The sequence below is a fragment of the Neobacillus sp. C211 genome, from assembly GCF_051842875.1.
Taxonomy (GTDB): domain Bacteria; phylum Bacillota; class Bacilli; order Bacillales; family Cytobacillaceae; genus Neobacillus.
In genome coordinates, this window is sequence record NZ_CM122574.1 from 127,166 (window position 1) to 151,068 (window position 23,903).

The window sequence follows — 23,903 nt, forward strand, 5'->3', positions numbered from 1 at the left end:
CATCACTCCCCTTATGGTTAGAATCGTGTTGTAGCTGATATATATCACATGCAATAAAGTTTTCACTGTCGATACTATAATAATGATAAATAAGAATATTAACAATATCTTTATAGGACCAACCTGTGAATAATTGTTGAACTTTTTACAGTAATATTTAAGCCCAGACCTCATTGAGGACTTCTCTGAATAAATCATCTAGAATTGGAGTCATATCCTCTTTGGGGGCTCTAAGGGTTTTGGTGTATTCTTCAAGCCGGTTGATTTCTTTCTCCAAAAAGTCATTAATGGAAGTAATCTTTGGTTCGAGGTTTAGTTCATCCCCGCAAATTTTCCTTTCTAACAAGGTAAGGATTTCCTTCTTAAGTGGCCCCTCAACAAGGAGTTCCTCTACCAATGTCTGAAATTCAATCGGCGGTACTGAATTATATCTTTCAATCCAAATACAAGCTAAAACTGGACGAAGGACATAAAAGTATTTTTTAATTTTCACTTGATCGTTTCGGAGGTAATCACGAAAATTACCTTTTGCCATATTTAAGTAGTGGTAGAGTGCTGACTGTGGTAAAAACACTTGATTTTGAATTGCTTTCAATTTATCTACTAACGAAAAAGCCTGATAATAAACTATCCCCGAATGGAGCCACTCCATTAGCGGGGGATTTGATTTTCTAAAAAGTTGGAGGGCTTTACGCAACTCCCACCCATTAATATCAAGGAGATCATTAATTGGCAGTTCAATCACATCTCGCTTTTGGTCAATGCTCAAATACCAGTCCTTTTTATGGACATAAATAAACCGGACATCGTAATCACTATCCTTGGATGGGAAGCCCCATGCTCTGCTTCCTGACTCTACAGCAAGACAGATTCTTACTCCATATTCTTCTTCTATTTTTTTGATTTCTGTTAGTATTTTTTCTTTCAAGGTTATTCACTCCCTAAACCATTCCTTGACCACAGCCTTTGACAATAATGGCGATATTCGTGATGTAATTGTTGAACAACTTGTCCCTGTTTACCTGGTAATTGATGACCCTCAAATGTAGTAATTGGTACGATTTCCTGTATTGAATTGGTCACAAACATCTCATCGGCCTCAAGAACGTCTTTTAATAAGTACAATCCCTCTTTAACAAAAAGATTATGTTTCATCGCTAATTCGATAACAAACTGCCGTGTAATCCCATTTAAAATACCGGTTTGTACTGAAGGAGTATATAAGACGTTACCTTTTATCCAAAAGATATTAGAGACGATCCCTTCAGCTAAGTATCCATCCTCAGTTCGGAAAATCCCTTCAATATCAGCAGCATTTCCAATTTCTCTTTTTGCCAGGATATTATTCATAAAATGATGTGACTTTACTCGTTCATTTCCTTCTGGACTGTTCCGCCTCAACTTCAATAAAACAGCCTTTTTTTCCGTTAATTCTCCTGCCAGCGGTAACGGCTTAGGAAAAATAAGGATGTTCGGTTCCTTGTAAGGTTCCACCTGCAAACCAACCTCACCTATTCCGGCTGAGACATTCAAGCGGATATAGGCATTAGATAAATTGTTTATTTTCAGTACATCCTGCAAGATTCTATTCGTTTCTTCACGATGAAATAGGTAGTTAATGTTAAGCACCTCTAAACCTTGATTTAGACGTGCTAGATGATCATCTAATAAAAAGGGAAACCCTTCATACACTCGAAACGTTTCAAATAATCCCATTCCATATAAAAAACCATGATCCAACGGGGAAATCATCGCATCTTCTTTTTTTAAAAATTGTCCGTTTAAATAGATCACCATACTTAATGACCCTTTTGCATTAAAATATTTTTATAATGATGGACGAAGTTGCGCAAAAGTTCTTTTCCCGAAGTAGTCAAAATAGATTCGGGGTGAAACTGGACTCCTTCAATTGGTAATTCCTTATGACGAATCGCCATAATTTCCCCTTCTTTTGTCCATGCAGAAATCTCAAAGCAATCTGGAAGAGTCTCTCTTTTGACAATCAATGAATGGTATCGTGTCGCAGGAAAAGGGTTCGGTAAACCTTGAAAAATCGACTTTCCATCATGATACATATCGGATGTTTTCCCGTGCATGAGTCTTTCTGCTCGAATAACCTCTCCATTAAAAGCTTGGGCAATTGCTTGCTGACCTAGACACACACCAAATATCGGGATTTTCCCTGCAAATGCTTTTATTGCATCCAAGCTGATTCCCGCTTCATTTGGACTACATGGCCCTGGAGAAACCATTAAGAATTCAGGCTGTAGTTCTGAAATCTCCTCAATAGACGTTTGATTATTTCGCTTGACCACTAAATCTTCTCCAAGTTCACCTAAGTATTGAACTAAGTTAAAGGTAAAGGAATCATAATTATCTATCATAAAAATCATTTTTGCTTACTCCTCTGCCATTTCTTTTGCCTTCCATAATGCAGCTGCTTTTTTCATAGACTCTTTGTATTCATGCTTTGGATTAGAATCAATAACAATCCCGGCACCAGCTTGAACATGTGCCATTCCATCTTTAATGAGCATGGTTCGGATGATAATGTTTAATTCTAGATTACCACTAAAATCAATCCAACCGAGTGATCCCGTATAAATTCCCCGTTGGACAGGCTCAAGCTCTTCTATTATCTCCATTGTTCGTACTTTAGGCGCACCTGTAATGGTTCCACCGGGGAAAACAGCATCTATAATATCAATGCTAGATTTGTCTTCCGCCAATTCCCCTCTTACATTGGAGACGATGTGCATCACATGTGAGTATTTTTCAATGACCATAAATTCATTGACCTCAACTGTTCCGTACTTACATACCCTTCCAAGATCATTCCGCTCTAAATCCACTAGCATTACATGTTCCGCTCGTTCCTTTTCGTTTTCAATTAATTCATTGGCCAGTTTGATATCTTCTTCGTGGTTCTTACCTCTTGAACGAGTGCCGGCGATGGGTCGAGTGCTTACTTCTTGTCCATTTTTTTTAACAAGCAGTTCTGGTGATCCACTTACAAGCTGAAAGTCTGGTGTATGAAGATAGGCCATATATGGAGATGGATTTAAGGATCTTAATTGTTCATACACTTTAAGTGCCTCAACTTCAATCGGTTTTGATTGGCGGACTGCTAGGTTCACCTGGAACACATCACCTTGTGAAATATATTGTTGTACTTTTGTTACTGCCTGTTTAAAATCATCTTCTGTCATCGAAACCTCTAATTGATCCAAGTCAATCTTATCTGCTTTATGAGGTGGATTAGATGATGATTCATGAAGCCAGCGTTGTTCCCAAAATGCTAACCGATTATCAATATTCTGATCGTTTTCAGCCACTATCAACAGCCATAATAGTTCTTGTTCATGGTCGTAAATAAACCATTCCTTTACTATGAAAAAGTAAATTTCCGGCATTTCTAAATCATCTTTTGCTATCTCAGGCAGTTTTTCTATGTTACGAGCATGATCATAGCTTATGTAACCAATCGCACCGCCGAGGAAACTCGGTAGACCTTCTACTTTATCAACATGATACTGGCTCATCCATTCCTTCAATAAGTGAAGCGGATTTCCTTCCAACCTCTCAGAACCCTTATCTTTGTGAATTTCAAGAATACGATTCTTACCTTTGATAATCGTTTCAGGCTGGAACGCAGCAATACTGTAACGCCCGCCACGCCCACTTTCCAATAGCACATGATGGGTGCTATTCTCAGCAAGTACACGAAACTGACTGAAAAATTTTGAATAAGAATAAGGAATTTTTTTACTGTACAAATGAAGTTGATGCAAACATTCCACCCCTAATTGTTTTTCTTTTTATATCATACTTGAAATGGGTGTCAGGCACCACTGAAGAATTGCTAACTGACACCAACGGAGAGAGAACTTTTATTCAGTTATTAATGAAGGATTTTTTGAACTTGCTATGGAATTTGGTAATAAATTAGTTGATTTTTCTGGAGGCTTACTTATGATGAAAAGAAACTAAAGCAGCTACTGTATATCTTTCTTGATAATGCAAGGAAATACAGTGATGAAGCTCATCAAAACAGACATAGCAGCGATGACGATAACAAGGCTGATGACGACAATAGCTGAGCTGAAAACAGAAAGAAGCCCATCCAATGGTTGGATAGGGCTTCTTTTTTAATAGTAATAGGATTAGTTAGTAAATGATTTAAGAAATTTTCTTTAGCTCTTCTGTTAACCTTAGGAATAATTCTTTATCCCCATGTTGTAATGTTTGGTCGATTTCCTTGCGGATTTTCTCCCTCTTAAACTCTAGCAGGGCATTGTTTAGAAACATCTCAGCAACTACAGCATCTGTATTTTCATCCGAATGTTGTGGTGAATTAAGTAATTTCTTTTCCATGGAAATCAACTCCTTACGTTTTTTTTAATTATACAAGGAGTTTTCTAAAAATTCAAACACTTTATTTCGAAAATCAAAAAAAAATTTTTACCAAATGACCAAAAACACAAAAAGCTGGTGTCAGGCACCGCAAAAAGACACTTTCCCCATTTGTCCACGACGGATGGACGCACATCAAAAATATTCATTTATTTAAAGTATTATCAGATTTGTATAGGTTTTTTGTACTAACTTTTTGAAAATTTTTATTTTAGAACTATGTTTGGGCTGTTTTGCTATCTGCAGATTTTTTTGTGTATGTATCGATTTTTGGGGAACATTATACTCATCTATTTTATTGACGGAGCAGGTGAGGGATTTAGATGGAACAAACAGTCTTATCAGGTTATCGACCAGTTAATAACATTAATGTATATTATGAATTTTATCCAAATCAAACATCGGAAAAAACGTTTGTATTATTACATGGGTTCCTTTCTTCCACCTTCACATTTCGCCATTTGATCTCATTATTGAAGAAAGACTACCAGGTACTATCCGTTGATCTTCCGCCATTTGGGAAAAGTGCGAAATGTAACCGATATGTCTATTCCTACAAGAATTTAGCCCAAACTGTCATAAAACTTACGGAGTCTTTGGGGTTAAAAAAAATGACCTTTATTGGTCATTCCATGGGTGGGCAAATTGTATTAAATATCCTTCATATGATGCCAGAGCTAGCAGACACAGCCATTCTACTCTGCAGTTCAGCTTATCTTAAACGCTCTAAATTGCCCTTAATCTTGACTAGCTACCTTCCCTATTTCCATCTCTTCGTAAAATATTGGTTTGCACGGACTGGTGTAAAAAAAAATCTTCAAGACGCACTATTTAACCATGCCATTATCAACGAAGAAATGATAAATGGGTACTTACAGCCTTTTTTAGAAGATGAGATTTTCGTCGCGCTTACAAGAATGATTCGTGACCGTGAGGGAGACTTGCCCGTTGAGATCCTAAACCAAATCAAAACACCTTGTTTATTACTTTGGGGGGATCATGATAAATCGATGCCGCTTAATGTAGGCGAAAAGCTAAATAAAGACCTAACCAACTCTGAGCTGATTGTGTTAAAAGATACTGGCCATGCCCTTCCAGAAGAGCGCCCTTTGGAAGTATTTGAATATATTAAAGGCTTTATTGATAATTACAAAACGGCAGCTGAAGCGTAGCTGCCGTTTTTACAGTAGAATTTGAAGCCGAAATTTACTTACCCTTGTAACCTCAATTTGTTTGGTTTCTGTTATGTACAAGAAGCATGTATAAAAGGACCGCTCCCCCACCAGCACAAGAGATGACAATTCCCATTGGTATCGCTGTATGTTCTCCTCCTAATCCCACAAGGGGAGCAACAATTCCTCCAAAGGAAAGAGACATGACTCCTAAAAGAGCAGATGCACTGCCTGCAGACTTCCCTTGTTTTTGCATAGCTAGGGAAAATCCTGCCGTATTAACCACCCCGACACTGGTTACCACAAAGAATAGTGGCAGTAAGACAATTAGTAAGTCAGCATGTAAAATCAAAAGAAGCAGTAGTATAATTCCACCGAAAAAAGACATCCCGATTCCAAAAACAAACAGCTTTGACTCGTGTATTCGACCAGCCAATCTTCCTGTCGTTTGACTAGCAATCATGATTCCAATTCCATTTATAGCAAAGATCAAACTAAACATTTGGGCAGAGCCGCCATATATATTCTGCACCACAAAAGGTGAGCCTGAAATATACGCAAACATTGCAGCAAAAACAAGTCCTTGTACTAAAGCATATCCCATGAAACTGCGATCTAAAATGAGGTTTTTAAAGGTAATAAATGTATTTTTCAACCCTCCTGCAGCCCTTTTTTCTTCAGGATGTGTTTCTGGAAGCCAGAAAAAGACAACAATGGACATCAGTAATCCGATTATACTTAAGACGATAAATATACCTTGCCAAGGTACAATTTTTAAGAACTGTGCACCCACAACAGGTGCTAGAATCGGAGCGAGGCCATTAACCAATGCAAGCAACGCAAAGAATTTGGTTAATTCTGAACCTGAATATAAATCACGAACAACCGCCCGTGAAATAACAATTCCAGCGGAACCTGCGAACCCTTGAATTAATCGTAAAATAATAAATGTCCAAATCGAGGGACTAAACACACATAATAGTGAAACAACAAAATAGGTGATCAATCCAATAAGCAACGGCTTACGGCGCCCATAAACATCACTGAGTGGACCAGAAAACAGCTGACCAAAAGCTAATCCCAGCAAGAAAAAGGTTAAACTAAATTGAACCAGTGACGGATTTGAGTGAAAATCTTTTGCTAACTCAGGAAGAGCAGGTAAATACATATCAATCGACAAGGGACCGAATGCTGCTAACGTACCGAGGATACCAGCCATCCATAACCGTTGGGAGCGGGGCATTACCTTGCTGCCATCAATCTCATCTTTTATTGATTCTCCCATCAAAAAATCAATCCCTTTCTGTAATAAACTTCCTATATTTACTTTCTATTATAGTAAACTACACTTTTCAAAAAAATAAAACTTATTTGCAACCTTAATAGGGAATTAGCACCCGATTATAATTCAAGAAAATTTTAATCATTTATTTAGGATTTACACTTCCCCAAGTGTCTGACCTCCTTAGATCATACGAAAAAAAAAGTGTTTTTACGGTGCCTGACACCGTAAAAACACTTTTTATTTGAACCAGCCTTTTTCTTTAGATTGAGTAATTGCTTCGATTCTATTTTTAACTTCCAGTTTGTCGAGGATGATCGAGATGTAATTTCTGACAGTTCCTGTTTTGATGCTAAGTACTTCTGCGATTTCTTTCGTATTTTTTCCGTCAGCTACAAGCTCTAGCACCTCTTTTTCCCGGTCAGTTAACGGGTTTTCTTCTCCATATACATCGTCCATTAATTCTGGAGCATAAATTCGTTTTCCTGACATCACACTTCGGATGGAGTTAGCCAACTCTTCACTAGGACTATCCTTCAACAAATAGCCGCTCACACCAGCTTTTAATGCCCTTTGGAAGTAACCGGTCCGGGCAAAGGTGGTTAAAATGATAACTTTACATCCAAGACCCTTCAACTCTTCAGCCGCCTCCAGTCCGCTCTTGCCAGGCATTTCAATATCCATAATACAGACATCAGGTTGAAACTTTTTCACCAGCGCAACGGCCTCTTCTCCGTTCGAGGCCTTTCCAACAACTTCCATGTCATCTTCTAAATTTAGTAATGAACCAAAGGCTCCTAAAAGCATTTGCTGGTCTTCAGCAATCACGATTTTAATCATTTTTTATCCTCCTTATCCAAACCAGGTTTGACATCATTAGGTACACTTATGATTAACGTTGTTCCATCTTTTGTCAAAATATCTAGACTGCCATTAATAAATTCCAGCCGTTCTTTCATACCAATCAGCCCATGACCTTCTGCTAACTTTTCCTTCTCCCCCTTAAAGATACCATCATCCTGAACTCTTATTACCAATTCCTTCAACGTTTGTTCGATCGATATGGAACATGACTTAGCTTCACTATGTTTAACGACATTATTTACGGCCTCTTTCAAACACATGCTTAAAATATTCTCCGTTAACAGCGAGACATTTGATGGTGTAAAATCCCCTTCACGCACAAAATTTATTTGGGCAGCATTTAGGATTTGTTCAACACGGAGGATCTCGTCCTTCAAGCGGATCCCACGCATCGAAGAAACCATTTTTCTAACTTCACTTAATGCCGTCCGAGCTGTTTGCTGAACATCCTTCAATTCATTCCGTGCCTGATCAGGATCTTTCGAGATTAATTTTCGTGCCAAATCTGACTTCAAACCAATGAGTGAAAGCTTTTGACCGAGTGTATCATGAAGGTCCCGGGCAATCCGCTGGCGCTCTTCTATTTTGACTAGTTCCGAAATCCGTTTATTCGCATCCACTAGCTTTTCTTCAAGCTGCCCCCTCTCCTTTCGGTTATGGATACTAAACGGAAGAAGGATCACACTAATCCAAATGATGATTACAAAGGGCAATTGCTGTAGAAATAATTTTTCATGCATGACGATACTGAAGTTAATTGATACCGATGTACTAAACAAATGAATAAAATACAAGGTCAAAAAGGCAACCCTATCTTTAATATTGCCGATAAAGTAGGCAAGGAAAAATGCAAAATAAACATAATTGAATAGGCTGTTCGCAGTAATCGAAATACCGATCAAGATCAACGTCCATAGATAAACCGGCCAGCCTTTTGAAATAAACGCAATTCGGTAAAAGATAAAGAATAGCAGCGTGAGTAAAATTCCTACAACAATTTCAATTGTGGAAGGTGATTGAAAAATAAAGTAAAACGGTAATATACCTAGAATCGTCCAAATATACGGTGCAATACCATTATTTTTTTGAAATGTCATATACTTTTTTATCATGAACGAAACCTCATTTTCACTTAAAATCCTCTTATCTACCTATCATAACTCAAAGCAGCTTAGTTTTTCTCCCTAACAGCATTCATTTTAACTAAAAACTTTACTCCTTTAAACCTGACAACATTTTTTCATTTTAGTTACCCTTTACTTTCCCTCCTCTTGTTTTCTCACTTTTAAGAATAAAGAGACTACCTGTACATATATATGTGTTTTACATCCATATGTAATATTTTCCCACAAGTAATTATATAATTAAATAATCAGAATTATATATATATGTTTACACCGTTCAAATATTGGGAACATATGTTGTATAAAACAACTAGGAGGAATGAAGGTTGAGTAAAATATTCAAAAGTTACTCCGAGATTCCTTATTTGCGTCTTGGTGCTGGTGAGCCGTTAGTTTTCATTCACGGTCTTGGTGAGGTGAAGGAGGGTTGGTCACATCAGTTTGAATTTGCGAACCAGTTTGACTTAATTATCCCTGATTTACGCGGACATGGAGAGTATATATCACCTGGGGAGATATCGATAGAAAACTTTGCTCGTGATGTAATCAGTTTAGTGACAGGGCTTGGATTTGAAAGCGCGCACATTTGTGGATTGTCTATGGGTGGAGTGGTAGCGCAAGAAATATATCGTCAAGCGCCTGAAATGTGCCGTTCCTTAATGCTGGTAAGCACTTTACATTATGCTCCAAGAGAACTGGGCAAACTATTTATAAAATTCAGGAAATTACGCGCAGAAAAAAAAGCTCTTGAGGCTATAACAGAAAGTTCAGCAAAGGTCTGCCTCTATTCTTGGTCAAAGGAAAATTTTGAAAACTTTTCAAAATTTTACAAGCCTAACAAAGAATTTTTCTTTAAAGCAATGGAGGCATGTCTAAAAGTAAATAATATAACTTTACTTCCTAAGATAAAAGTTCCAACCTTAATTGTTGGCGGGCAGTATGATTCAATCACCCCTATATGGATTCAATGTATGATGCATAAACAAATTCGCCATTCAGAATTTGTTATTTTTAGGAATACTGGCCATATTGTTAAGTTAGAGGCGAAAGATGAATTTAACGAAGTTCTACGGACATTTTTGAACAAACATAAAACGGCAAGTTAGAGAGGAAGGATTCTCCTTCCTCTTGTTCATTGCCTATATTTATTATATATTTCCTTGTACCAAACTTTATTACACAATCATTTTGAAAGCGGATTTGAGCGACTGGATGCCCATTGATCAACAATACTCGCCAACATACCAGATAATGCAAGTCCAACATGGCCTGATTCAACGCAAAGATACGTTTTATCCTTACTAGATACTAAATCCATAATTGGCTTACTTTGTTCTTCGAGAACTAAATTGTCTCTAGAGCCAGAAATAACGAATAGATTGGCATCAATATTCCGTAAATCTGCCTTTTTGTTTCCAACTACTAATTCCCCTTTAACAAGCTTGTTATCCCTAATTAGGTCATTACCTAATTGTTTATAAGCCTCCCCAGTAAAAGGAACCTGATCAAGAGTCCACTTATTCATTCGACGCCACTTATCCACATACCGCTGATCGTGGGCTCGATTTAAAAGCATCGTATAGTTAGTGAAATAAATTGGTGATCCAACCGCTCTAAACATCATTTCAACATATTTAGGCGGGACCACCCCATAAACATCAAGGAAATGATCAATGTTAAAATCTCCCTCTTTGAGGCCCTCAGCCCATTTATCTTGTCCGATAAATGTAGAGAAATCAATTGGTACGGTTGCAACAATTAAATTTTTTATGGGTTCTTCTGCAATCGATGCATAGATTGAGGCAATCGTCCCGCCTAAACAGTAGCCAACTAATGTAATTTCTTCTACTCCAGAATGGCGAATAGCCCTCTTCACTGCTGTTTTTAAATATTTCTCGATATAGGTGTCAAGACCGATTTTTTTATCTTCATAGCCTGGTATACCCCAATCCAATAAATACACTTCATAGCCCATGTCGGTTAGGTTCTTAATAACACTTGTCTTTGGGTCTATATCTAAAATGTAGGGTTTATTAAATAACGAATACACGAAAAACAAAGGAATCTCATACTTCTTCTGTTTTGCAGGATAATACCATAAAACTGATTTATTTTTTTTCCATACTTCAGTTCTTGGAGTCTGACCTGTCTTAGGCTCAGGTTCACTCAAAATCTTATAGACATTAGACCAACGTTCCATTTCTTTCTGATAATCCAATTCAGGAATGAACCCCATTATTGGTGTTTCAGTTGACAATGTCATACCTCCGATTCATTTTTATTTGGATGAGCCTGATCCAGTTAACTCTTGTTCCGTACTTGTGCCTTTAAGAATAAGACCCTTTAAAGTCTCAAATTCTTCTTTAAAATTTGTTAATTTCATGATTTCAAACTTCATTTCTTGAAGTTCTGCATGTAATTCTTTTGTGTCTATTTGCTCTTTTTTCGTTTTTACTAATTCCATTTTAAGCTGCTTTGTCAGTTTAATAATTTCTTTGGAAATTTCTACAACACTCTCAATCTCTTTGCTTTGGGTCTTCATGGAATCTTGAAGTTCCCAAATTTGTCCCTCAAGTGCTTCAATTTTCTCTTCTGCTTGGATCGTTAAAGTCGCAACATTAGAGACATCATTTTTAGTAGGCAAATTTAGTACACTAGCAAGTGCTTCTTGGTTCATTTTTAATTCCTCCAGAAAAAGGGAATTAATTTCAGTCCCAAATTTGGACATTTTCACGAAATCTTTGTTATTAGTCAACAGATAGATAAAATCATTAATCTGTTTTTCCCACAATAAACTTAACTTATGAAGGGATTCATATGGATCGTAAGGTTTTTTACCTGACATTACTTACACTCCTATATTGTTATTATTTAGCTTGCTCGGTTACGTCCTTCATATAATTTTGAAATGGCAGCATCGCTGTGTTGACTTGTTTAGTCAACATGTTCACAAATACTTTTTGATTTTCAAATAAAACATTGCTAGTTTTCTTTACACTCTCAATATATTTTTCTCTGCCATTTTTTCGATAAGCAATATATTGTTCAACCATTTCCAAATATTTATCCAGTGCTTCCAATTGACCAGTTATTAACGCTTGAGTAGGTGTTAATAATAGATTTGCAGTTTTATTTTGAATGTCATCTACTACTTGGTTAATTTCTTCATAGGATTTCACTGGAAAAAAGTTCTGTAGTGAAGTTGTGGTCATAAGTAATTCTTCGCGTGCTGCTTTCTCCCATTTTTTAAGTTCCATCCCAAATTGAGCAGCAATCGAGATTGCATTTTCCTGATTCTGTTTAAGCTTTTCCACATAGTTCTTTACAGTCTCTAAGAAAAGTTCATCCTGTTTGTTAAAGCGCTCTGCCCAGGCATCCAATTCATTAAAGCCAAGTTTCCATACAAGGTCTAGACTTGTTAAATCCTTTTCCCCATCTACCACAGTTTCTTGGTTTTCAACTTCTAGTACAGTTTCAGTTTTTTTCGTCATTGTTATTCTCCTCCAAATTTAAATGATTTGTATAAAAAAATTGTTTTAATTCTAAAAGCTCTGATTCTAGGCTTTTTATCTTGCAGTCGTGGATATCCTTTACTTCCATTTCTAAAACGGATAGTAGGTCTTCACATGACTTCCGAACCATTCTTAGCTGGGTATTGTTCTTCAACTGGCTTTGTTTAATCTCGTAGATCGCATCATCAAAAAAATCTAATTTTTCCTCATAATCTACGATTCTTACAGAAATAGCACTTATTTCATCCTTATTCGGAAGATCTAAATGCTTTAACCACCTAGTTGTTAACCTTTTGTGAATTCTTATCTGTTTCACATGTACTTCCAATGCCCTCCCAAAAGCTAAAGTAAAGCTGCGTTTGTTGGTACGGGCATGGATTTGTTCATTCCATTTTTTTTCAAGCTTTTTATAAAAAGCATCCATTTCTTGATGGGTGTACTTCATTTATACCCCTCTTAACTGCCAGTCAGTATCTACCTTTTACTGTACACTGGCAGTCGTGCCTCCGTCAACGACAAGTACATGACCTATACATAGTTAGAAGCATCCGAAGCTAAGAAAGTGCAGGTCCTTTTATATCATCATCAGAACCAAAACGGCCTGCTGGTGTTCTCTCAAGTATTCTATCACCTGAATAGTCCAAGATGGCTTTAGCCATTTTAGTTGGGAAAAATAATAATAGATCACCTGTTTTCTTCTCAAAGGTTTTTACAGTTTCAACAGGAAGAGGTGCACCACCACAACTTATGTAGTTCAAATTATCAAATCCACATTCTTCTAGACCAGATTGACTGTTTAATGCAAAATACATGGTTGGAACATTAAAATATTAATATAGTTACGATTATTGTAGTTAAGTGAAAATTTGTAAACCTCGCACTCTCGACAAAATTCAACAAATATCCATGTTTCCTCGAAAGACCAAAGACGAGCCTCTAAAATACTAAACATTAGTGATCTAGGTATTTTTGTAAACACTAAAAATATAGCGAAAATTGTCGGAATATTTTTTTATACCAACATTGTCCAAATGGTGAAATATGTAAAACCAAAACATTAAACCTACTACCCTCAAAACGTCCAAATGAAACTCAAAAATAAAAAGCAGTATTCTCCTTTAAAAATTCCACTTATTTTAGAAATTTCCTAGTGTGGTGTCAGGCACCAAAGAAATATACTTGTACACCTGGGGAGGACAGGTAAAAATAGTGCGTTTGTATTATTCTGAATTTTATAAAAAATATCACTTTACAAATAGTGGAAAACCAATTTATGATAAAAGGCAATAGGAGGGGTTAAATTTGAGTGAGGTGTCTATTAGTTGCTCTAAAATTCCTTACTTACGTTTTGGTGAAGGTGAACCTTTGGTCTTTATTCATGGTCTTGGAGTGGTAAAGGAGGGCTAGAAGTCAACAATTTAAATTTGCTTCCTAAAATTAAAGTCCCAACGTTAATCATAGGGTCGCAATATGATTCAGTAATACCTGTATGGATGCAGCTTTTAATGCATAAAAAAATTCAACACTCTGAATTTGTCATTATAAGGAATACTGGTCATATTGCAAAGTTAGAGCAAAAGGATGCCTTTAACAGGATTCTTCGCAACTTTTTGAAAAAACACTCAAAAGTAAGTTAAGGGGAGGATGGTTCCTCCCCTCTTCTATGTTCTTTACAATTGCACATTATCATATAATTTACCGTTATCTATGTAAAGGAGGAGTTTTTTAGAATGCCAATAACCAACGGGAATGGAATTAATCTTTATTATGAGATTCATGGGGAGGGTGAACCCTTACTATTAATTATGGGGTTGTCACTAAATTCAAAATCTTGGTTTAGAACTCTACCTGCTTTAAGCGAGCATTTTAAGGTAATTATTTTTGATAATCGCGGTACAGGTCTCAGCGACAAACCAGATACTCCCTACTCTATCGAGAAAATGGCGGAAGATGCAAGGTGTGTCTTGGATGCTGCCGGTGTTGACTCAGCCCATGTATATGGCATATCCATGGGGGGGATGATTGCACAAAGATTAGCACTTATGTATCCCACACGGGTTCGTTCGCTTGTTCTAGGTTGTACAACCTCAGGCGGAGTAAATCATGTACAACCTAGTTCCGATGTCTCGATGTTAATGCTTTCAAGGGGCTCCTCTATTGCAACACCAGAAGAAATGGCATGGGCCACGGCTCCAATCCTTTACAGTCAAGCATTTATCGAAAATCAGCGGGAATTAGTTGCAGAGGACATCCAAAAAAGAATAGAGATACCTGTTCTTCCCTATGCCTATATACTTCAGCTCCAGGCCTGCTTAGCCCATGATACTTACAGCGAGATTGACCAAATCAAGGTTCCTACATTGGTGATCCATGGGGACGAAGATAAACTGGTCCCATACCAAAATGGGGTAACATTAGCAGAGAAAATTCCGAATGCTGAATGTTTGACTATACAAGGTGCAGGTCATATCTATTTAACCGAAGCCAATGACTTAGTGAATGAAAGAGTGCTAGAATTTTTAAAGAAACAATAGCTCTCTAGTTACCTAAAAAATGCCCGGTCACATAGGTGACCGGGCATTTTGGTAAGATAAGGTTTTCCTACTCTCAATTAAGCTTTTACCTTCGAAATCTCTTCATCTCACGTTTAAAAAAAGTGAGTATGCCTATAAGTCTATTTCTACAATTTACAAAAGGCTACTATTAAATTAATGAGCCTGAATAGAAATATCAATAGTCTTATAGGCTATGAGAAAGGTTGCTAAAGAGTAGAATGCCTCTTTAGGACCAAATATGAAAATCGAACTTCCAAAGATGAATATATTAAATAACAGAATAATTTGCCCTATTGAAAAAGGGGAACGTTTACTAAACAGAATGGCCAACACCTCTGTCCCATCAAAACATCCGCCAAACCGAATGGTTATTCCAACTCCGAGTCCTAAACTAATACCTCCAAGGACAATCACTACAATCGGGCTATCAGTTATGACAGGAAACGGTTCTAATAAATAGGTTTCAATTGATAGGACAAGAATAGCAAATAGACTTAGCATGAGAAATCTTCTACCCAGAAATCGATAAGCAATTAGGAAAAAAGGAGTATTTAATATCAACAAAAACAATCCTATTTCTTCACTTGTAATATGTGAAAGAAGGATGCATATTCCAATAATCCCCCCGTCAATAATATGATTATCTACCAAAAATAATTGTAAGGAAATAGCGACCAGAGATGCCCCCAAGAAAATAATAAAAACTCGCTGATAAAAAGGGAATCCACCTGACCGGCTAAAATCAGTATAGAATTTTATTTTTTTCCTATACATACTTGTCCCCTTTTGAATCCAAAGTGCGGTCACATGTGTTCTAAAATTATATTCAATTTATAGAGAAAAATTCTTTATAGCTCAAATGAATAAAAAAAGAGCCGCTGCAACAAATTCACATTTGTTACTAACGACTCTTTTTTAGGTCAATATTTTAATGCTGTTAAATTATTTTAACATCTTAAATACTTGCTCCACATCTTTATCGCCACGGCCAGATAAGTTAACAATCAGCACATCGTCGTTTGCCAATTCTTTTGCCAACTTAATGGCGTATGCTACAGCATGAGAACTTTCTAATGCAGGAATAATGCCTTCAGTCTTGCTTAATACCTGAAACGCCTCGAGTGCTTCTTGCCCGGTTACGGTTACATATTCGGCCCGCCCGCTGGTTTTCAAATGGCTGTGCTCAGGACCGACACCAGGATAATCAAGTCCTGCAGCAATCGAATACGTTGGTTTAGGCTCGCCCTTCTCATCTAGTAATGTTAAACATCTAAAGCCATGGATCACAGCTGGGACCCCTTCAGTCATCGTCGGTGCCTCAGCTGGTTCAACTCCAATTAAGCGCACATCATTTTCGTCAATATAATGGGCAAAGGCACCAATAGCATTGCTCCCGCCTCCTGCACAGGCAATTACAGCTGTTGGAAGCCTGCCTTCTTTTTCTAGGATCTGACGTTTCGATTCTTCGCTGATAATTGCTTGGAAGTGTTTGACCATTGTTGGATAAGGATGAGGACCCACGGCCGAACCTAATAGATAGAAGGTATTTTTATAGTTTTGCACCAAGTCGCCCAAGGCTTCATCGACGGCATCCTTTAAGCGGCCCTGCCCTTTATCAACAGGTACAACTTTGGCTCCTAATAATTCCATTCGAAAGACGTTGAGCGCCTGGCGTTCCGTATCTAGTTTACCCATATAAATAATACATTCCATCCCAAACATGGCACATGCGGTTGCAGTTGCCACACCGTGCTGGCCTGCTCCCGTTTCAGCAATAATTCGCTTTGCACCCATTCGTTTTGCTAATAGAATCTGCCCAATTGCATTATTAATTTTGTGTGCCCCTGTATGATTCAAATCTTCTCGTTTCAGATAAATTTTTGCCCCTTGATTTTGCTTGGTTAAATTTTCAGCAAATGTTAACGGATTCTCTCTACCTACATATTCTTTTAGGTAATATTTGAATTCCTCAATAAATTCCGGGTCATCTTTATACCGGAAAAATTGCTCTTCTAATTCGTTCATTACTAGTTGTAAATCCTCTGGTACAAAACTTCCGCCAAACTCTCCAAAATAGCCTTTATTCTCTACATTCACTTTCTCCATGCTCTGCTCGACTCCTTCTAATCTATTATTCTAACTCAGCCACAATTTCATTATATTAACTGAATATTCCTATAATTATTTTACCATACAGTCCATTTTCTGCAAATATTTTAACTATTCAGTTACAACAGAAAAAGCCTACACAGAGTGTAGACTTTATGTACTAAATTCCTTAAAAGACCCTGTTTATTCATATCTCAATGAGTCAATTGGGTCGAGTTTTGAAGCTTTATTTGCTGGAAGCAGTCCAAACACAACACCAATTACCATCGAAAACAAAACGCCGCCTAACACTACTTGCCAAGACACCAAGGCTGGCCAGCCAGCAAAGAAACTCACTATAGTTGACGTTCCCCAGCCTAGTAATATTCCGAGGATGCCGCCAATAAAGGTACGTTTCATCGATTCTATTAAAAATTGGGTCAATACCTGGCCTCGAGTTGCGCCTAATGCCATACGAATTCCTATTTCCCTTGTTCTTTCTGTCACCGAAACGAGCATGATATTCATAACACCAATCCCGCCAACAAATAAAGAGATACCGGCAATACTCCCGATAATTAAAGTCATGATTTTTGTAATCTGCCCTACTCCTTGAGCAATTTCTTCCATATTAATAACTTGGTACGATTTTTCCGTATTATGGAGATTATTTAAAAGCTTAGCAGCCTTTTTACCTGCAACCTGCAATTGCTCAGCTGACGCTGCTTGAAGGGTTACTTGAGTAAAATCGCTGCTTCCGTAAATAGTTTTCCATGTTTGGAAAGGTAGATAAACTTCCATTGAACCAAAGGAAAAAAGGCCGGTTGGTTTTTCTAAAACCCCAATGATTTCAATTGGTTGATTGGCTACCGTAACAATATCTCCGACGGGATTTTTCCCTTTAAATAATTCCTCCTGCAATTTGTTACTGACTAACCCCACACGGCGCCCGCCCAGAAAATCAGAAGCTGAAAAATTTCTTCCCTTTGCTACTTTCAACTCATTGTTTCTTGAAAGAGGATGGCAGCCGTTGTCATGATATCTCTCAAGTCAAAATGATCACTATCACCTTTCATCGGCTGATGATGATTTGGTTTAGCCATGTAAAGGTCTGCATATACCATTTTCCTCGCTGCCTCGATGACTAATTTATCGATTTCAATCTCATTATCTTTACCAAGATGAAACGCTCCTAATTAACATAAAAGGACTTTAAATCGTTATTTGAATGGAATACCTGCTGATTCTAGAGCGGGTAAGCCCAATACATTTCTACCAAACGAACGGGTTACAGACAAGGTGTTAAAAAAAGTGAGAGCATTGAATGAGATTGCAGTTGAACGAGGGCAAAGTCTTGCTCAAATAGCCTTACAGCATGGCTGCTTTTTTGGCTAATTGAACGCCTGTATTTGCCCTAGACGAAGGGCTTCCTCAGGTTGTTTTCGCATGACTGCCTCTTTTACATCGATAAGTCCAGGATGATCTAAATGAAGAAGGTTAAAGTGCGTAATCCCCATGTCAAAGGAATGAAGGATGAGGGATTTCATATTTTCATAAGAGTCTATACTGCCGAAGTTATGCCATAATCCTAAGGAAATGGCAGGAAGCTTCAATCCGGAATTCCCACAACGATGGTATTGCATCTCTTGATAACGATTTCCATTTGCTTGATAGACCATAAATTATCCTTTTTTCTAAAAATTCTTATATCAAAAAGTTGAGATGAAAATTCTTTTTACAAAAAAAGAATTATTAAAAAGGTAGTAGTAAAGAAGCCCAAACCATTACCTTCCATCATTTCTAGATGTACATGTTATTATATTTGATAGTCATTAAAAGAAAGCACGTGATGATTAATTACCCGCTCGCATCTACTTTGATTGTCTAGACTAAATGTTAATTGATCATTTTGGCAAGTTGTATAGGAAACCAATATTTTTTCAATCGTGCCATTAGAAAGGCTTTGGTTTGTAAAGAATGAATGAGAATGCTTTCTTTCTTTCACAGCTGCAATGAATGACTCTAAATCTTGGATTCCCTTCATTTCGGCTTCTTTGCAAGAAACAGCTTCTATGATAACTCCATTCCAATTTGAAATAAATGGGCTGCTAATAGAAATCCTGTCCGCTTTTTTTTCAATGTTGTATTCATTTATAAGTTGAAATGTTAAATACGTGCTTTCCACACGACCGTACCCACATGTTTTTTCAAAATACCATTCTCCAACTGGAAGACAGCCGATAAGTTCGGAATATACATCTTTTTCTTCCTTTGGGATATGCCACATTTGAATAACAGTACCCTTATGATACAGTACTTCACCAAAGGGACTTGCATGACGGTCGTCACCGGGAACGTATTTTTCACCTGGATGAAAGAAGAATGCCTGGTTTACACTGTTTTCTGCATTGGTTTGAGATAATGGCAGTGTGATGTCCCACAGCTGCTGTTCATTGTCATATTCATTTATCCTTTCCCAAATACCTCCAACAGCATAAGCAGGATCGATAAATACATATGTATGCATTTCTTCTGTCACAAAACCATCGACATTTGCAGCTTGGATTTTCCGCTTAATTTCCACAGGTTCGGTTCTGGATATAGCATGTTGTACAATCTTATCAGAAACTTCATACGTAAATAAGACGGAACCTTCTAATCTTACAATTTGACTTGGAAAAGGAAAATCACCAAATTGAATATAATCCAGCAAGGTATTGTGATCCTTTGGTACATCATGAGCCGACTGGCGTGAATGGGGACCAACCCACGTACCCTTCAAGTAATTTTCCGCTCTGAGCCTCCATAAATGATCTAGCATCTCATTCATTACGTTACGCACTTTTGAGTTCTCCACCACTTCCCATACACAGGTAAATGCTTGAATCCAATGCCAAAACCAAGGAAGTGGGCCGTATTCTTTGAATCCAAATTGCTGGATATGATTGAATTGCTGCTTAGCGAAGTGTAGTCCCTGTTTCATTAACTCATTATCATTAAAAAAATGCCCAAGCAATAACTTAAGGGAGGCATGCTTGGCTCCATGGTGAACATTATACTTTAATGGATGACAATAGACGCTGCTTTTATACATATGTTGGATGGCTAAATAGCATTCATTAGACACTTCAGACGGTAACTCATGCTGATATTTGGTATAAAATAAGGTAAGTAGACACCCCAGCAATTCAACTGTAAGGGGATTGGGTTTTGCCTCACACGGATGGTTACCCAAATTTAATGGCCAATGCCCATACATTGGGTCATGAAAATCCTTCATCTGAAGCGATAAAACTTTTCTGATCATATCAAGAGCAATCTTCTTGGCATGCTCGCGCTTTTCTTCACTCCAATTGTTTGCAAGTTCCTTATCCACACAATAAGCAAATAAATGAATGGCATAATAAAAGTTATCCCGCAAATCGTGATGAAACCAGTATCCACTTGGCAAAATTGGAATTTCCAGGGCTTTATTAGCAGCTAATTCTCCGACTTCTTTTCTTCGATCATTTATCGTTTTGTTAGAATGGGTCATCAACTATTTCCTCCAAATGAGAAAAAGAATACAGCTAAAAACTTAGCTATATTCCTTATGATATATTTTTATAGATTTTTAAAGAGTGGCTTTTCTATTTTTTGCTAAATCAAGTGTAAGTTGTTCTGAACGTTTTTTATTTAATGGGTAAATCAATAAGAAAATGAAAACGACAAAATAAAGAACTGCAGGTCCTAAAGTACCTAAAGCATGGATCCCGTTAAGTGTGCTCTGCGTTTGCACTGGAAGTTTTGGATTATATCCTACCGCTGCAATCACAGCCCCACCAAGACCACCAGCAGCAGCTTGTCCTATTTTACGGGCAAAGGAATAGATGGAATATACGGTTGCATCCTCCCGCGATCCAGTTAAATATTCGTGGTAAGAAATAGCATCAGTTACGAATGCCCAAATAAGAAGGGTAAAGACTCCGACACCTAACATACCAACCATTGAAATGCCAATAAATACAAATGCATTGACTACTGGTAAGAAGTATAAAAGAGCATAGACGACGGCTGCGGTTAGCATCGCTGCTGCGGCAACTTCTTTTTTGCCAAATTTTGAAACAAGAGGTCTTACTGCAGGTGCAAGCGCAATGGTACCTACACTTTGAACAATTCCCACGATACTTAATGATTTTGCAAATCCAAAATAATTTTTAAATAAATAAACATTGACTGCACCCAAAAGGAATGACGATGTCAAAAACACTAGTGCCATACCAAGAATAACAAGTAATGGTTTATTTTTCAAAATACCTTTCATTGTTTTGTGAATATTTAATTTTTGTTGTTGAGCCACAGGCATTACAACACGTTCTGTCGTTAATTTATTTGATAAAACAAAGCAAATGATGGAAAGAATTGCAAAAACAATGGCTATCATGAAAAAACGAGGGCCACTTGCTTTATTGTTCACAAACAAAACAATTGGTCCAACAGTACCTACGATTAAAGATGCCAAGTTAGCGCCAACAGTTCTGAAAGTTGATAAAGAGGTACGATCAACTGGATCATTCGAAATGACGGAAGCCATTGAGCCGTAAGGCATATTTGTTGTACTAAATAATGTTCCCCAAATAAGATAAGTAATGAAAGCATAAAGCAAATAAAATTGATGAGACATTCCCGGGATTTGCACAAACATTAATAAACCCATAGCAACCATTGGAAAAGACATTCGGAAAAACCAAGGTTTGTATTTACCTTTTGAAGTTGGTTGTCTCGTGTCAATGAAACGTCCCCAGGTGATATCGGCGAAAGCATCCCATACCCTTGCTATCAAGAAAATTAATCCAACAAGTCCTGCACTAATTCCTAAAACATCGGTATAATAAACCATTAAAAACTGAGCTACAAGCAGAAAGAAAAAGTCATTTCCAAAATCACCAAACATGTACCCAATTTTATCCCTCATGCCAAAAGGACGTACGTTGTAACTAAAAGCTGCAGTTTCTGAAATTTTTTGAGCACCTTGACTCATCTTACATTCCTCCAATAATTCATTTACATATTGATACTTTTTCAATTGGTAAAACGCTTACTATCCAACTTAAGTTCATTTTATCTCCAAAGCAGCAAAAAAACTGTGTAATATTCATTCTTCATTGTGATTGTTTTTTACTTTTTCAAATAATCTTTAAATAGTTAAAAGGAAATACCTCCCTCTTACTACTTAATGATGATTATCTCTTCTCCACCACTTTAAGAAGAACTATTTCACCAAATATTTGAGTCCCCTCAACAACATACGACATCCGGTGCAGTGAAGGATTTGATGACAAATGATAAGCAAATGTTCTTCATTTACATGAGGCAATATTATCTTCCAGGCTTGATCATCATTTTTGTTTTCTAAATTTCCAAACAAATCATGTATTTCAACTGTCATAACAGTTGGTATCGACAGATCACGAGCTCTACAAGGGTAAATAATCTGCATCATAGCTGTAGTGCCTTTCTACTTTAGCTCATATTGAACACTATTGTTTTGTTCAACTAGATTATATTCATAGGAGATCCTGCCTTCCTTGATGACAGCTGTTAATGTATCGGCGTGAATGGGAATGAAATAAAGGTTTGCTTCATCGATATTTTGTGACGGGTTTAACCTAAAGGAGAAGGTAGCCAATCATATGGCTACCTTCTCCTTTAACTAGATCGCAACCAGATTTCAGCAGAAGGTTTGCAAACCCCTCATCTTTAATCATTCTCATGTCATTTGGCAAGTGATACTCATAGATGTCTTAAGAACCTGCCCAGGCCCCAAAATATATAACTCTCGCTTTTTATTCATTTCATCTGGCTTCGCCATCCACGGTTCAACACATATAAAATCCTTTCCTTTCATTGACCATAGAACAATATATTTGAACTCTTCTCCATATTCCATAATAATTCTTCGTTGCAAACCAGGTAAAGAAAAGGCAATGTTGTTTTTCTTGCCATCTAAAAATACTGCGGATTCAACCATATGACTTAAATCCAATTTACCATCATAATTTAATATTTTCATATCATTATAGTCCAAATACATGGTTGCATCAGTTTCATAAGCTATATTTTTCTCTAAAGCTTTGAAATAAGGATGAAATCCCGCATACAAAGGCATATTGAATTTGGATTTGTTATAGTATTCTTGATATATCGTTAATTTGTTACCTTTTAATACATAATTGAAATTGAGTTCAAAGTCAAAAGGGTAGGATCTTTTGATTTCTTCATTACTTCTTAGTCTTAAAGTAATGGATGCCTTACCATCAGTCCCGGTTTCTATAACCTCCCAAAAATTTATTCTTGCCACTCCATGGTTTTTCATCGGATAGGTCTTTCCATTTAAAGCATACATTCCATCTGTAAGCTGTCCGCATATAGGAAAAAGTATAGGAATGCCGCCTCTTATATTGGCTTTAGAGTTATGAAAAGTATCCTTGTCCAAATAAAGGATTTCTTCTCCTTGGACACCAAATCCCATGATGATTCCTCCACGCTCAGGAGATACTTTAATCCAAGAATTTGACGATTGATCTAGCAAACTGTAAATCCACAAATTGCCATCTTTATATTTTCTAATTTGATACAATTTTATTTTCCCCTTTCATGCCTAACTACGTAACACTCAGTGCTTTCTTTTTGTTCCTTTAGGACTGGGGTTGCATTTTCATTAAGAGCAAGCGAGCCATCTCTTTAGGCAATCCCATCGGCATCATCTCCTATCAAACCTCTTTCTTGACGCTTCTTAACTTAAATAGCCGGAATCATATCATTAGATTCCGGCTCCCCTTCGTAATGTGACAGGTTGGTTTAATTTCCTCTAAGAGGAATCACTATGTTCCACCTTTCCGTAGCTTTTTCAA

The 23,903-nt window shown here is 37.2% G+C and carries 24 protein-coding genes and 2 pseudogenes; 5 read left to right on the top strand and 21 right to left on the bottom strand.

Features of this window, described 5'->3' with window-relative positions; all coding sequences use genetic code 11:
• Window positions 1-157: 157 nt before the first annotated feature.
• From ACSU6B_RS00695 to ACSU6B_RS00715, 5 genes are all read right to left on the bottom strand, one after another.
• The gene (locus ACSU6B_RS00695; protein ID WP_410881951.1) at window positions 158-928 is read right to left on the bottom strand and encodes a nucleotidyltransferase domain-containing protein; all 771 of its coding nucleotides are present in this window, start codon (window positions 926-928) and stop codon (window positions 158-160) included.
• 2 nt (window positions 929-930) lie between these two features.
• A complete protein-coding gene (gene pabC / locus ACSU6B_RS00700; protein ID WP_410881953.1) occupies window positions 931-1,797 on the bottom strand; it encodes an aminodeoxychorismate lyase in 867 nt (288 codons plus the stop codon).
• Window positions 1,798-1,799: 2 nt separating this feature from the next.
• On the bottom strand, window positions 1,800-2,393 hold the full coding sequence (pabA, locus tag ACSU6B_RS00705; protein WP_410881955.1) for an aminodeoxychorismate/anthranilate synthase component II: 594 nt from the start codon (window positions 2,391-2,393) through the stop codon (window positions 1,800-1,802).
• Window positions 2,394-2,399: 6 nt separating this feature from the next.
• The gene (gene pabB / locus ACSU6B_RS00710; protein ID WP_410881957.1) at window positions 2,400-3,791 is read right to left on the bottom strand and encodes an aminodeoxychorismate synthase, component I; all 1,392 of its coding nucleotides are present in this window, start codon (window positions 3,789-3,791) and stop codon (window positions 2,400-2,402) included.
• A gap of 388 nt (window positions 3,792-4,179) precedes the next feature.
• Entirely contained in the window at window positions 4,180-4,374 is a 195-nt protein-coding gene (locus tag ACSU6B_RS00715) for an IDEAL domain-containing protein (protein ID WP_098933134.1), read from the bottom strand.
• A gap of 362 nt (window positions 4,375-4,736) precedes the next feature.
• On the opposite strand from ACSU6B_RS00715, the gene ACSU6B_RS00720 reads away from it, so the two are divergent.
• Window positions 4,737-5,585, top strand: coding sequence for an alpha/beta fold hydrolase (locus ACSU6B_RS00720; RefSeq protein ID WP_410881959.1), 849 nt, complete (start codon window positions 4,737-4,739; stop codon window positions 5,583-5,585).
• 52 nt (window positions 5,586-5,637) lie between these two features.
• Here ACSU6B_RS00720 and ACSU6B_RS00725 read toward each other — a convergent pair whose 3' ends face one another.
• The 3 genes from ACSU6B_RS00725 to ACSU6B_RS00735 all read right to left on the bottom strand — a co-directional run bounded on the left by ACSU6B_RS00725 (window position 5,638) and on the right by ACSU6B_RS00735 (window position 8,843).
• Entirely contained in the window at window positions 5,638-6,870 is a 1,233-nt protein-coding gene (locus ACSU6B_RS00725) for a multidrug effflux MFS transporter (protein WP_410881961.1), read from the bottom strand.
• A gap of 237 nt (window positions 6,871-7,107) precedes the next feature.
• Entirely contained in the window at window positions 7,108-7,707 is a 600-nt protein-coding gene (locus ACSU6B_RS00730) for a response regulator transcription factor (protein WP_214999480.1), read from the bottom strand.
• Window positions 7,704-8,843, bottom strand: a complete 1,140-nt coding sequence (locus ACSU6B_RS00735; protein ID WP_410881963.1) for a sensor histidine kinase — start codon at window positions 8,841-8,843, stop codon at window positions 7,704-7,706. The genes ACSU6B_RS00730 and ACSU6B_RS00735 overlap by 4 nt, the downstream gene beginning before the upstream one ends.
• A 338-nt stretch (window positions 8,844-9,181) precedes the next feature.
• Here ACSU6B_RS00735 and ACSU6B_RS00740 point away from each other — a divergent pair, with 338 nt between their 5' ends.
• The gene (locus tag ACSU6B_RS00740) at window positions 9,182-9,961 is read left to right on the top strand and encodes an alpha/beta fold hydrolase (protein ID WP_410881965.1); all 780 of its coding nucleotides are present in this window, start codon (window positions 9,182-9,184) and stop codon (window positions 9,959-9,961) included.
• Window positions 9,962-10,038: 77 nt separating this feature from the next.
• On the opposite strand, the gene ACSU6B_RS00745 is transcribed toward ACSU6B_RS00740, so the two are convergent.
• The 5 genes from ACSU6B_RS00745 to ACSU6B_RS00765 form a co-directional block, all read right to left on the bottom strand.
• Window positions 10,039-11,112, bottom strand: coding sequence for an alpha/beta fold hydrolase (locus tag ACSU6B_RS00745; protein ID WP_410881967.1), 1,074 nt, complete (start codon window positions 11,110-11,112; stop codon window positions 10,039-10,041).
• A 21-nt stretch (window positions 11,113-11,133) separates the two neighbouring features.
• Window positions 11,134-11,700: a polyhydroxyalkanoate biosynthesis repressor PhaR gene (locus tag ACSU6B_RS00750; protein WP_410881969.1), complete on the bottom strand. Its 567-nt coding sequence runs from the start codon at window positions 11,698-11,700 to the stop codon at window positions 11,134-11,136.
• Window positions 11,701-11,722: 22 nt separating this feature from the next.
• Window positions 11,723-12,346: a hypothetical protein gene (locus ACSU6B_RS00755; RefSeq protein WP_410881971.1), complete on the bottom strand. Its 624-nt coding sequence runs from the start codon at window positions 12,344-12,346 to the stop codon at window positions 11,723-11,725.
• A complete protein-coding gene (locus ACSU6B_RS00760) occupies window positions 12,330-12,812 on the bottom strand; it encodes a hypothetical protein (protein WP_410881973.1) in 483 nt (160 codons plus the stop codon). The genes ACSU6B_RS00755 and ACSU6B_RS00760 overlap by 17 nt, the downstream gene beginning before the upstream one ends.
• Before the next feature lie 109 nt (window positions 12,813-12,921).
• Window positions 12,922-13,179 (bottom strand): hypothetical protein, encoded by a 258-nt coding sequence (locus ACSU6B_RS00765; protein ID WP_410881975.1) that lies wholly within the window; start codon window positions 13,177-13,179, stop codon window positions 12,922-12,924.
• Window positions 13,180-13,791: 612 nt separating this feature from the next.
• Here ACSU6B_RS00765 and ACSU6B_RS00770 point away from each other — a divergent pair.
• Together ACSU6B_RS00770 and ACSU6B_RS00775 are read left to right on the top strand one after the other, a co-directional pair.
• Window positions 13,792-14,004 (top strand): alpha/beta fold hydrolase, encoded by a 213-nt coding sequence (locus ACSU6B_RS00770; protein ID WP_168242576.1) that lies wholly within the window; start codon window positions 13,792-13,794, stop codon window positions 14,002-14,004.
• A gap of 93 nt (window positions 14,005-14,097) precedes the next feature.
• Window positions 14,098-14,901, top strand: a complete 804-nt coding sequence (locus ACSU6B_RS00775; protein WP_410881977.1) for an alpha/beta fold hydrolase — start codon at window positions 14,098-14,100, stop codon at window positions 14,899-14,901.
• A 174-nt stretch (window positions 14,902-15,075) separates the two neighbouring features.
• Here ACSU6B_RS00775 and ACSU6B_RS00780 read toward each other — a convergent pair whose 3' ends face one another.
• From ACSU6B_RS00780 to ACSU6B_RS00790, 3 genes and pseudogenes are all read right to left on the bottom strand, one after another.
• The gene (locus ACSU6B_RS00780; protein ID WP_410881979.1) at window positions 15,076-15,696 is read right to left on the bottom strand and encodes a YitT family protein; all 621 of its coding nucleotides are present in this window, start codon (window positions 15,694-15,696) and stop codon (window positions 15,076-15,078) included.
• Window positions 15,697-15,864: 168 nt separating this feature from the next.
• Complete coding sequence (trpB, locus tag ACSU6B_RS00785) at window positions 15,865-17,028, bottom strand: tryptophan synthase subunit beta (RefSeq protein WP_410881981.1); 1,164 nt, start codon at window positions 17,026-17,028, stop codon at window positions 15,865-15,867.
• A 186-nt stretch (window positions 17,029-17,214) separates the two neighbouring features.
• A pseudogene (locus ACSU6B_RS00790) lies at window positions 17,215-18,054 on the bottom strand (ABC transporter permease); the annotation flags it as partial.
• A gap of 180 nt (window positions 18,055-18,234) precedes the next feature.
• On the opposite strand from ACSU6B_RS00790, the gene ACSU6B_RS00795 reads away from it, so the two are divergent.
• Window positions 18,235-18,405: a hypothetical protein gene (locus ACSU6B_RS00795; protein ID WP_410881983.1), complete on the top strand. Its 171-nt coding sequence runs from the start codon at window positions 18,235-18,237 to the stop codon at window positions 18,403-18,405.
• Between the two features lie 98 nt (window positions 18,406-18,503).
• Here the strand turns inward: ACSU6B_RS00795 and ACSU6B_RS00800 are convergent.
• From ACSU6B_RS00800 to ACSU6B_RS00820, 5 genes and pseudogenes are all read right to left on the bottom strand, one after another.
• Window positions 18,504-18,689, bottom strand: a pseudogene (locus tag ACSU6B_RS00800) (L-glyceraldehyde 3-phosphate reductase); the annotation flags it as partial.
• Window positions 18,690-18,826: 137 nt separating this feature from the next.
• Complete coding sequence (locus ACSU6B_RS00805) at window positions 18,827-20,545, bottom strand: hypothetical protein (protein ID WP_410881985.1); 1,719 nt, start codon at window positions 20,543-20,545, stop codon at window positions 18,827-18,829.
• A 78-nt stretch (window positions 20,546-20,623) separates the two neighbouring features.
• On the bottom strand, window positions 20,624-22,030 hold the full coding sequence (locus tag ACSU6B_RS00810; RefSeq protein WP_410881987.1) for an MFS transporter: 1,407 nt from the start codon (window positions 22,028-22,030) through the stop codon (window positions 20,624-20,626).
• A 477-nt stretch (window positions 22,031-22,507) separates the two neighbouring features.
• Window positions 22,508-22,678: a hypothetical protein gene (locus tag ACSU6B_RS00815; protein WP_410881989.1), complete on the bottom strand. Its 171-nt coding sequence runs from the start codon at window positions 22,676-22,678 to the stop codon at window positions 22,508-22,510.
• An 81-nt stretch (window positions 22,679-22,759) separates the two neighbouring features.
• Window positions 22,760-23,629 carry an aldose epimerase gene (locus ACSU6B_RS00820; protein WP_410881991.1) on the bottom strand — a complete coding sequence of 290 codons (870 nt, stop codon included), beginning with the start codon at window positions 23,627-23,629 and terminating at the stop codon, window positions 22,760-22,762.
• Window positions 23,630-23,903 lie beyond the last annotated feature (274 nt).

Bases quoted from the DNA above. Each gene is read 5' to 3' on its own strand.
- pabC (WP_410881953.1), bottom strand. From the start codon at position 1,797: ATGGTGATCTATTTAAACGGACAATTTTTAAAAAAAGAAGATGCGATG.
- pabA (WP_410881955.1), bottom strand. From the start codon at position 2,393: ATGATTTTTATGATAGATAATTATGATTCCTTTACCTTTAACTTAGTT.
- ACSU6B_RS00715 (WP_098933134.1), bottom strand. From the start codon at position 4,374: ATGGAAAAGAAATTACTTAATTCACCACAACATTCGGATGAAAATACA.
- ACSU6B_RS00720 (WP_410881959.1), top strand. From the start codon at position 4,737: ATGGAACAAACAGTCTTATCAGGTTATCGACCAGTTAATAACATTAAT.
- ACSU6B_RS00725 (WP_410881961.1), bottom strand. From the start codon at position 6,870: ATGGGAGAATCAATAAAAGATGAGATTGATGGCAGCAAGGTAATGCCC.
- ACSU6B_RS00730 (WP_214999480.1), bottom strand. From the start codon at position 7,707: ATGATTAAAATCGTGATTGCTGAAGACCAGCAAATGCTTTTAGGAGCC.
- ACSU6B_RS00735 (WP_410881963.1), bottom strand. From the start codon at position 8,843: ATGATAAAAAAGTATATGACATTTCAAAAAAATAATGGTATTGCACCG.
- ACSU6B_RS00750 (WP_410881969.1), bottom strand. From the start codon at position 11,700: ATGTCAGGTAAAAAACCTTACGATCCATATGAATCCCTTCATAAGTTA.
- ACSU6B_RS00755 (WP_410881971.1), bottom strand. From the start codon at position 12,346: ATGACGAAAAAAACTGAAACTGTACTAGAAGTTGAAAACCAAGAAACT.
- ACSU6B_RS00760 (WP_410881973.1), bottom strand. From the start codon at position 12,812: ATGAAGTACACCCATCAAGAAATGGATGCTTTTTATAAAAAGCTTGAA.
- ACSU6B_RS00765 (WP_410881975.1), bottom strand. From the start codon at position 13,179: ATGTATTTTGCATTAAACAGTCAATCTGGTCTAGAAGAATGTGGATTT.
- ACSU6B_RS00775 (WP_410881977.1), top strand. From the start codon at position 14,098: ATGCCAATAACCAACGGGAATGGAATTAATCTTTATTATGAGATTCAT.
- ACSU6B_RS00780 (WP_410881979.1), bottom strand. From the start codon at position 15,696: ATGTATAGGAAAAAAATAAAATTCTATACTGATTTTAGCCGGTCAGGT.
- trpB (WP_410881981.1), bottom strand. From the start codon at position 17,028: ATGGAGAAAGTGAATGTAGAGAATAAAGGCTATTTTGGAGAGTTTGGC.
- ACSU6B_RS00805 (WP_410881985.1), bottom strand. From the start codon at position 20,545: ATGACCCATTCTAACAAAACGATAAATGATCGAAGAAAAGAAGTCGGA.
- ACSU6B_RS00810 (WP_410881987.1), bottom strand. From the start codon at position 22,030: ATGAGTCAAGGTGCTCAAAAAATTTCAGAAACTGCAGCTTTTAGTTAC.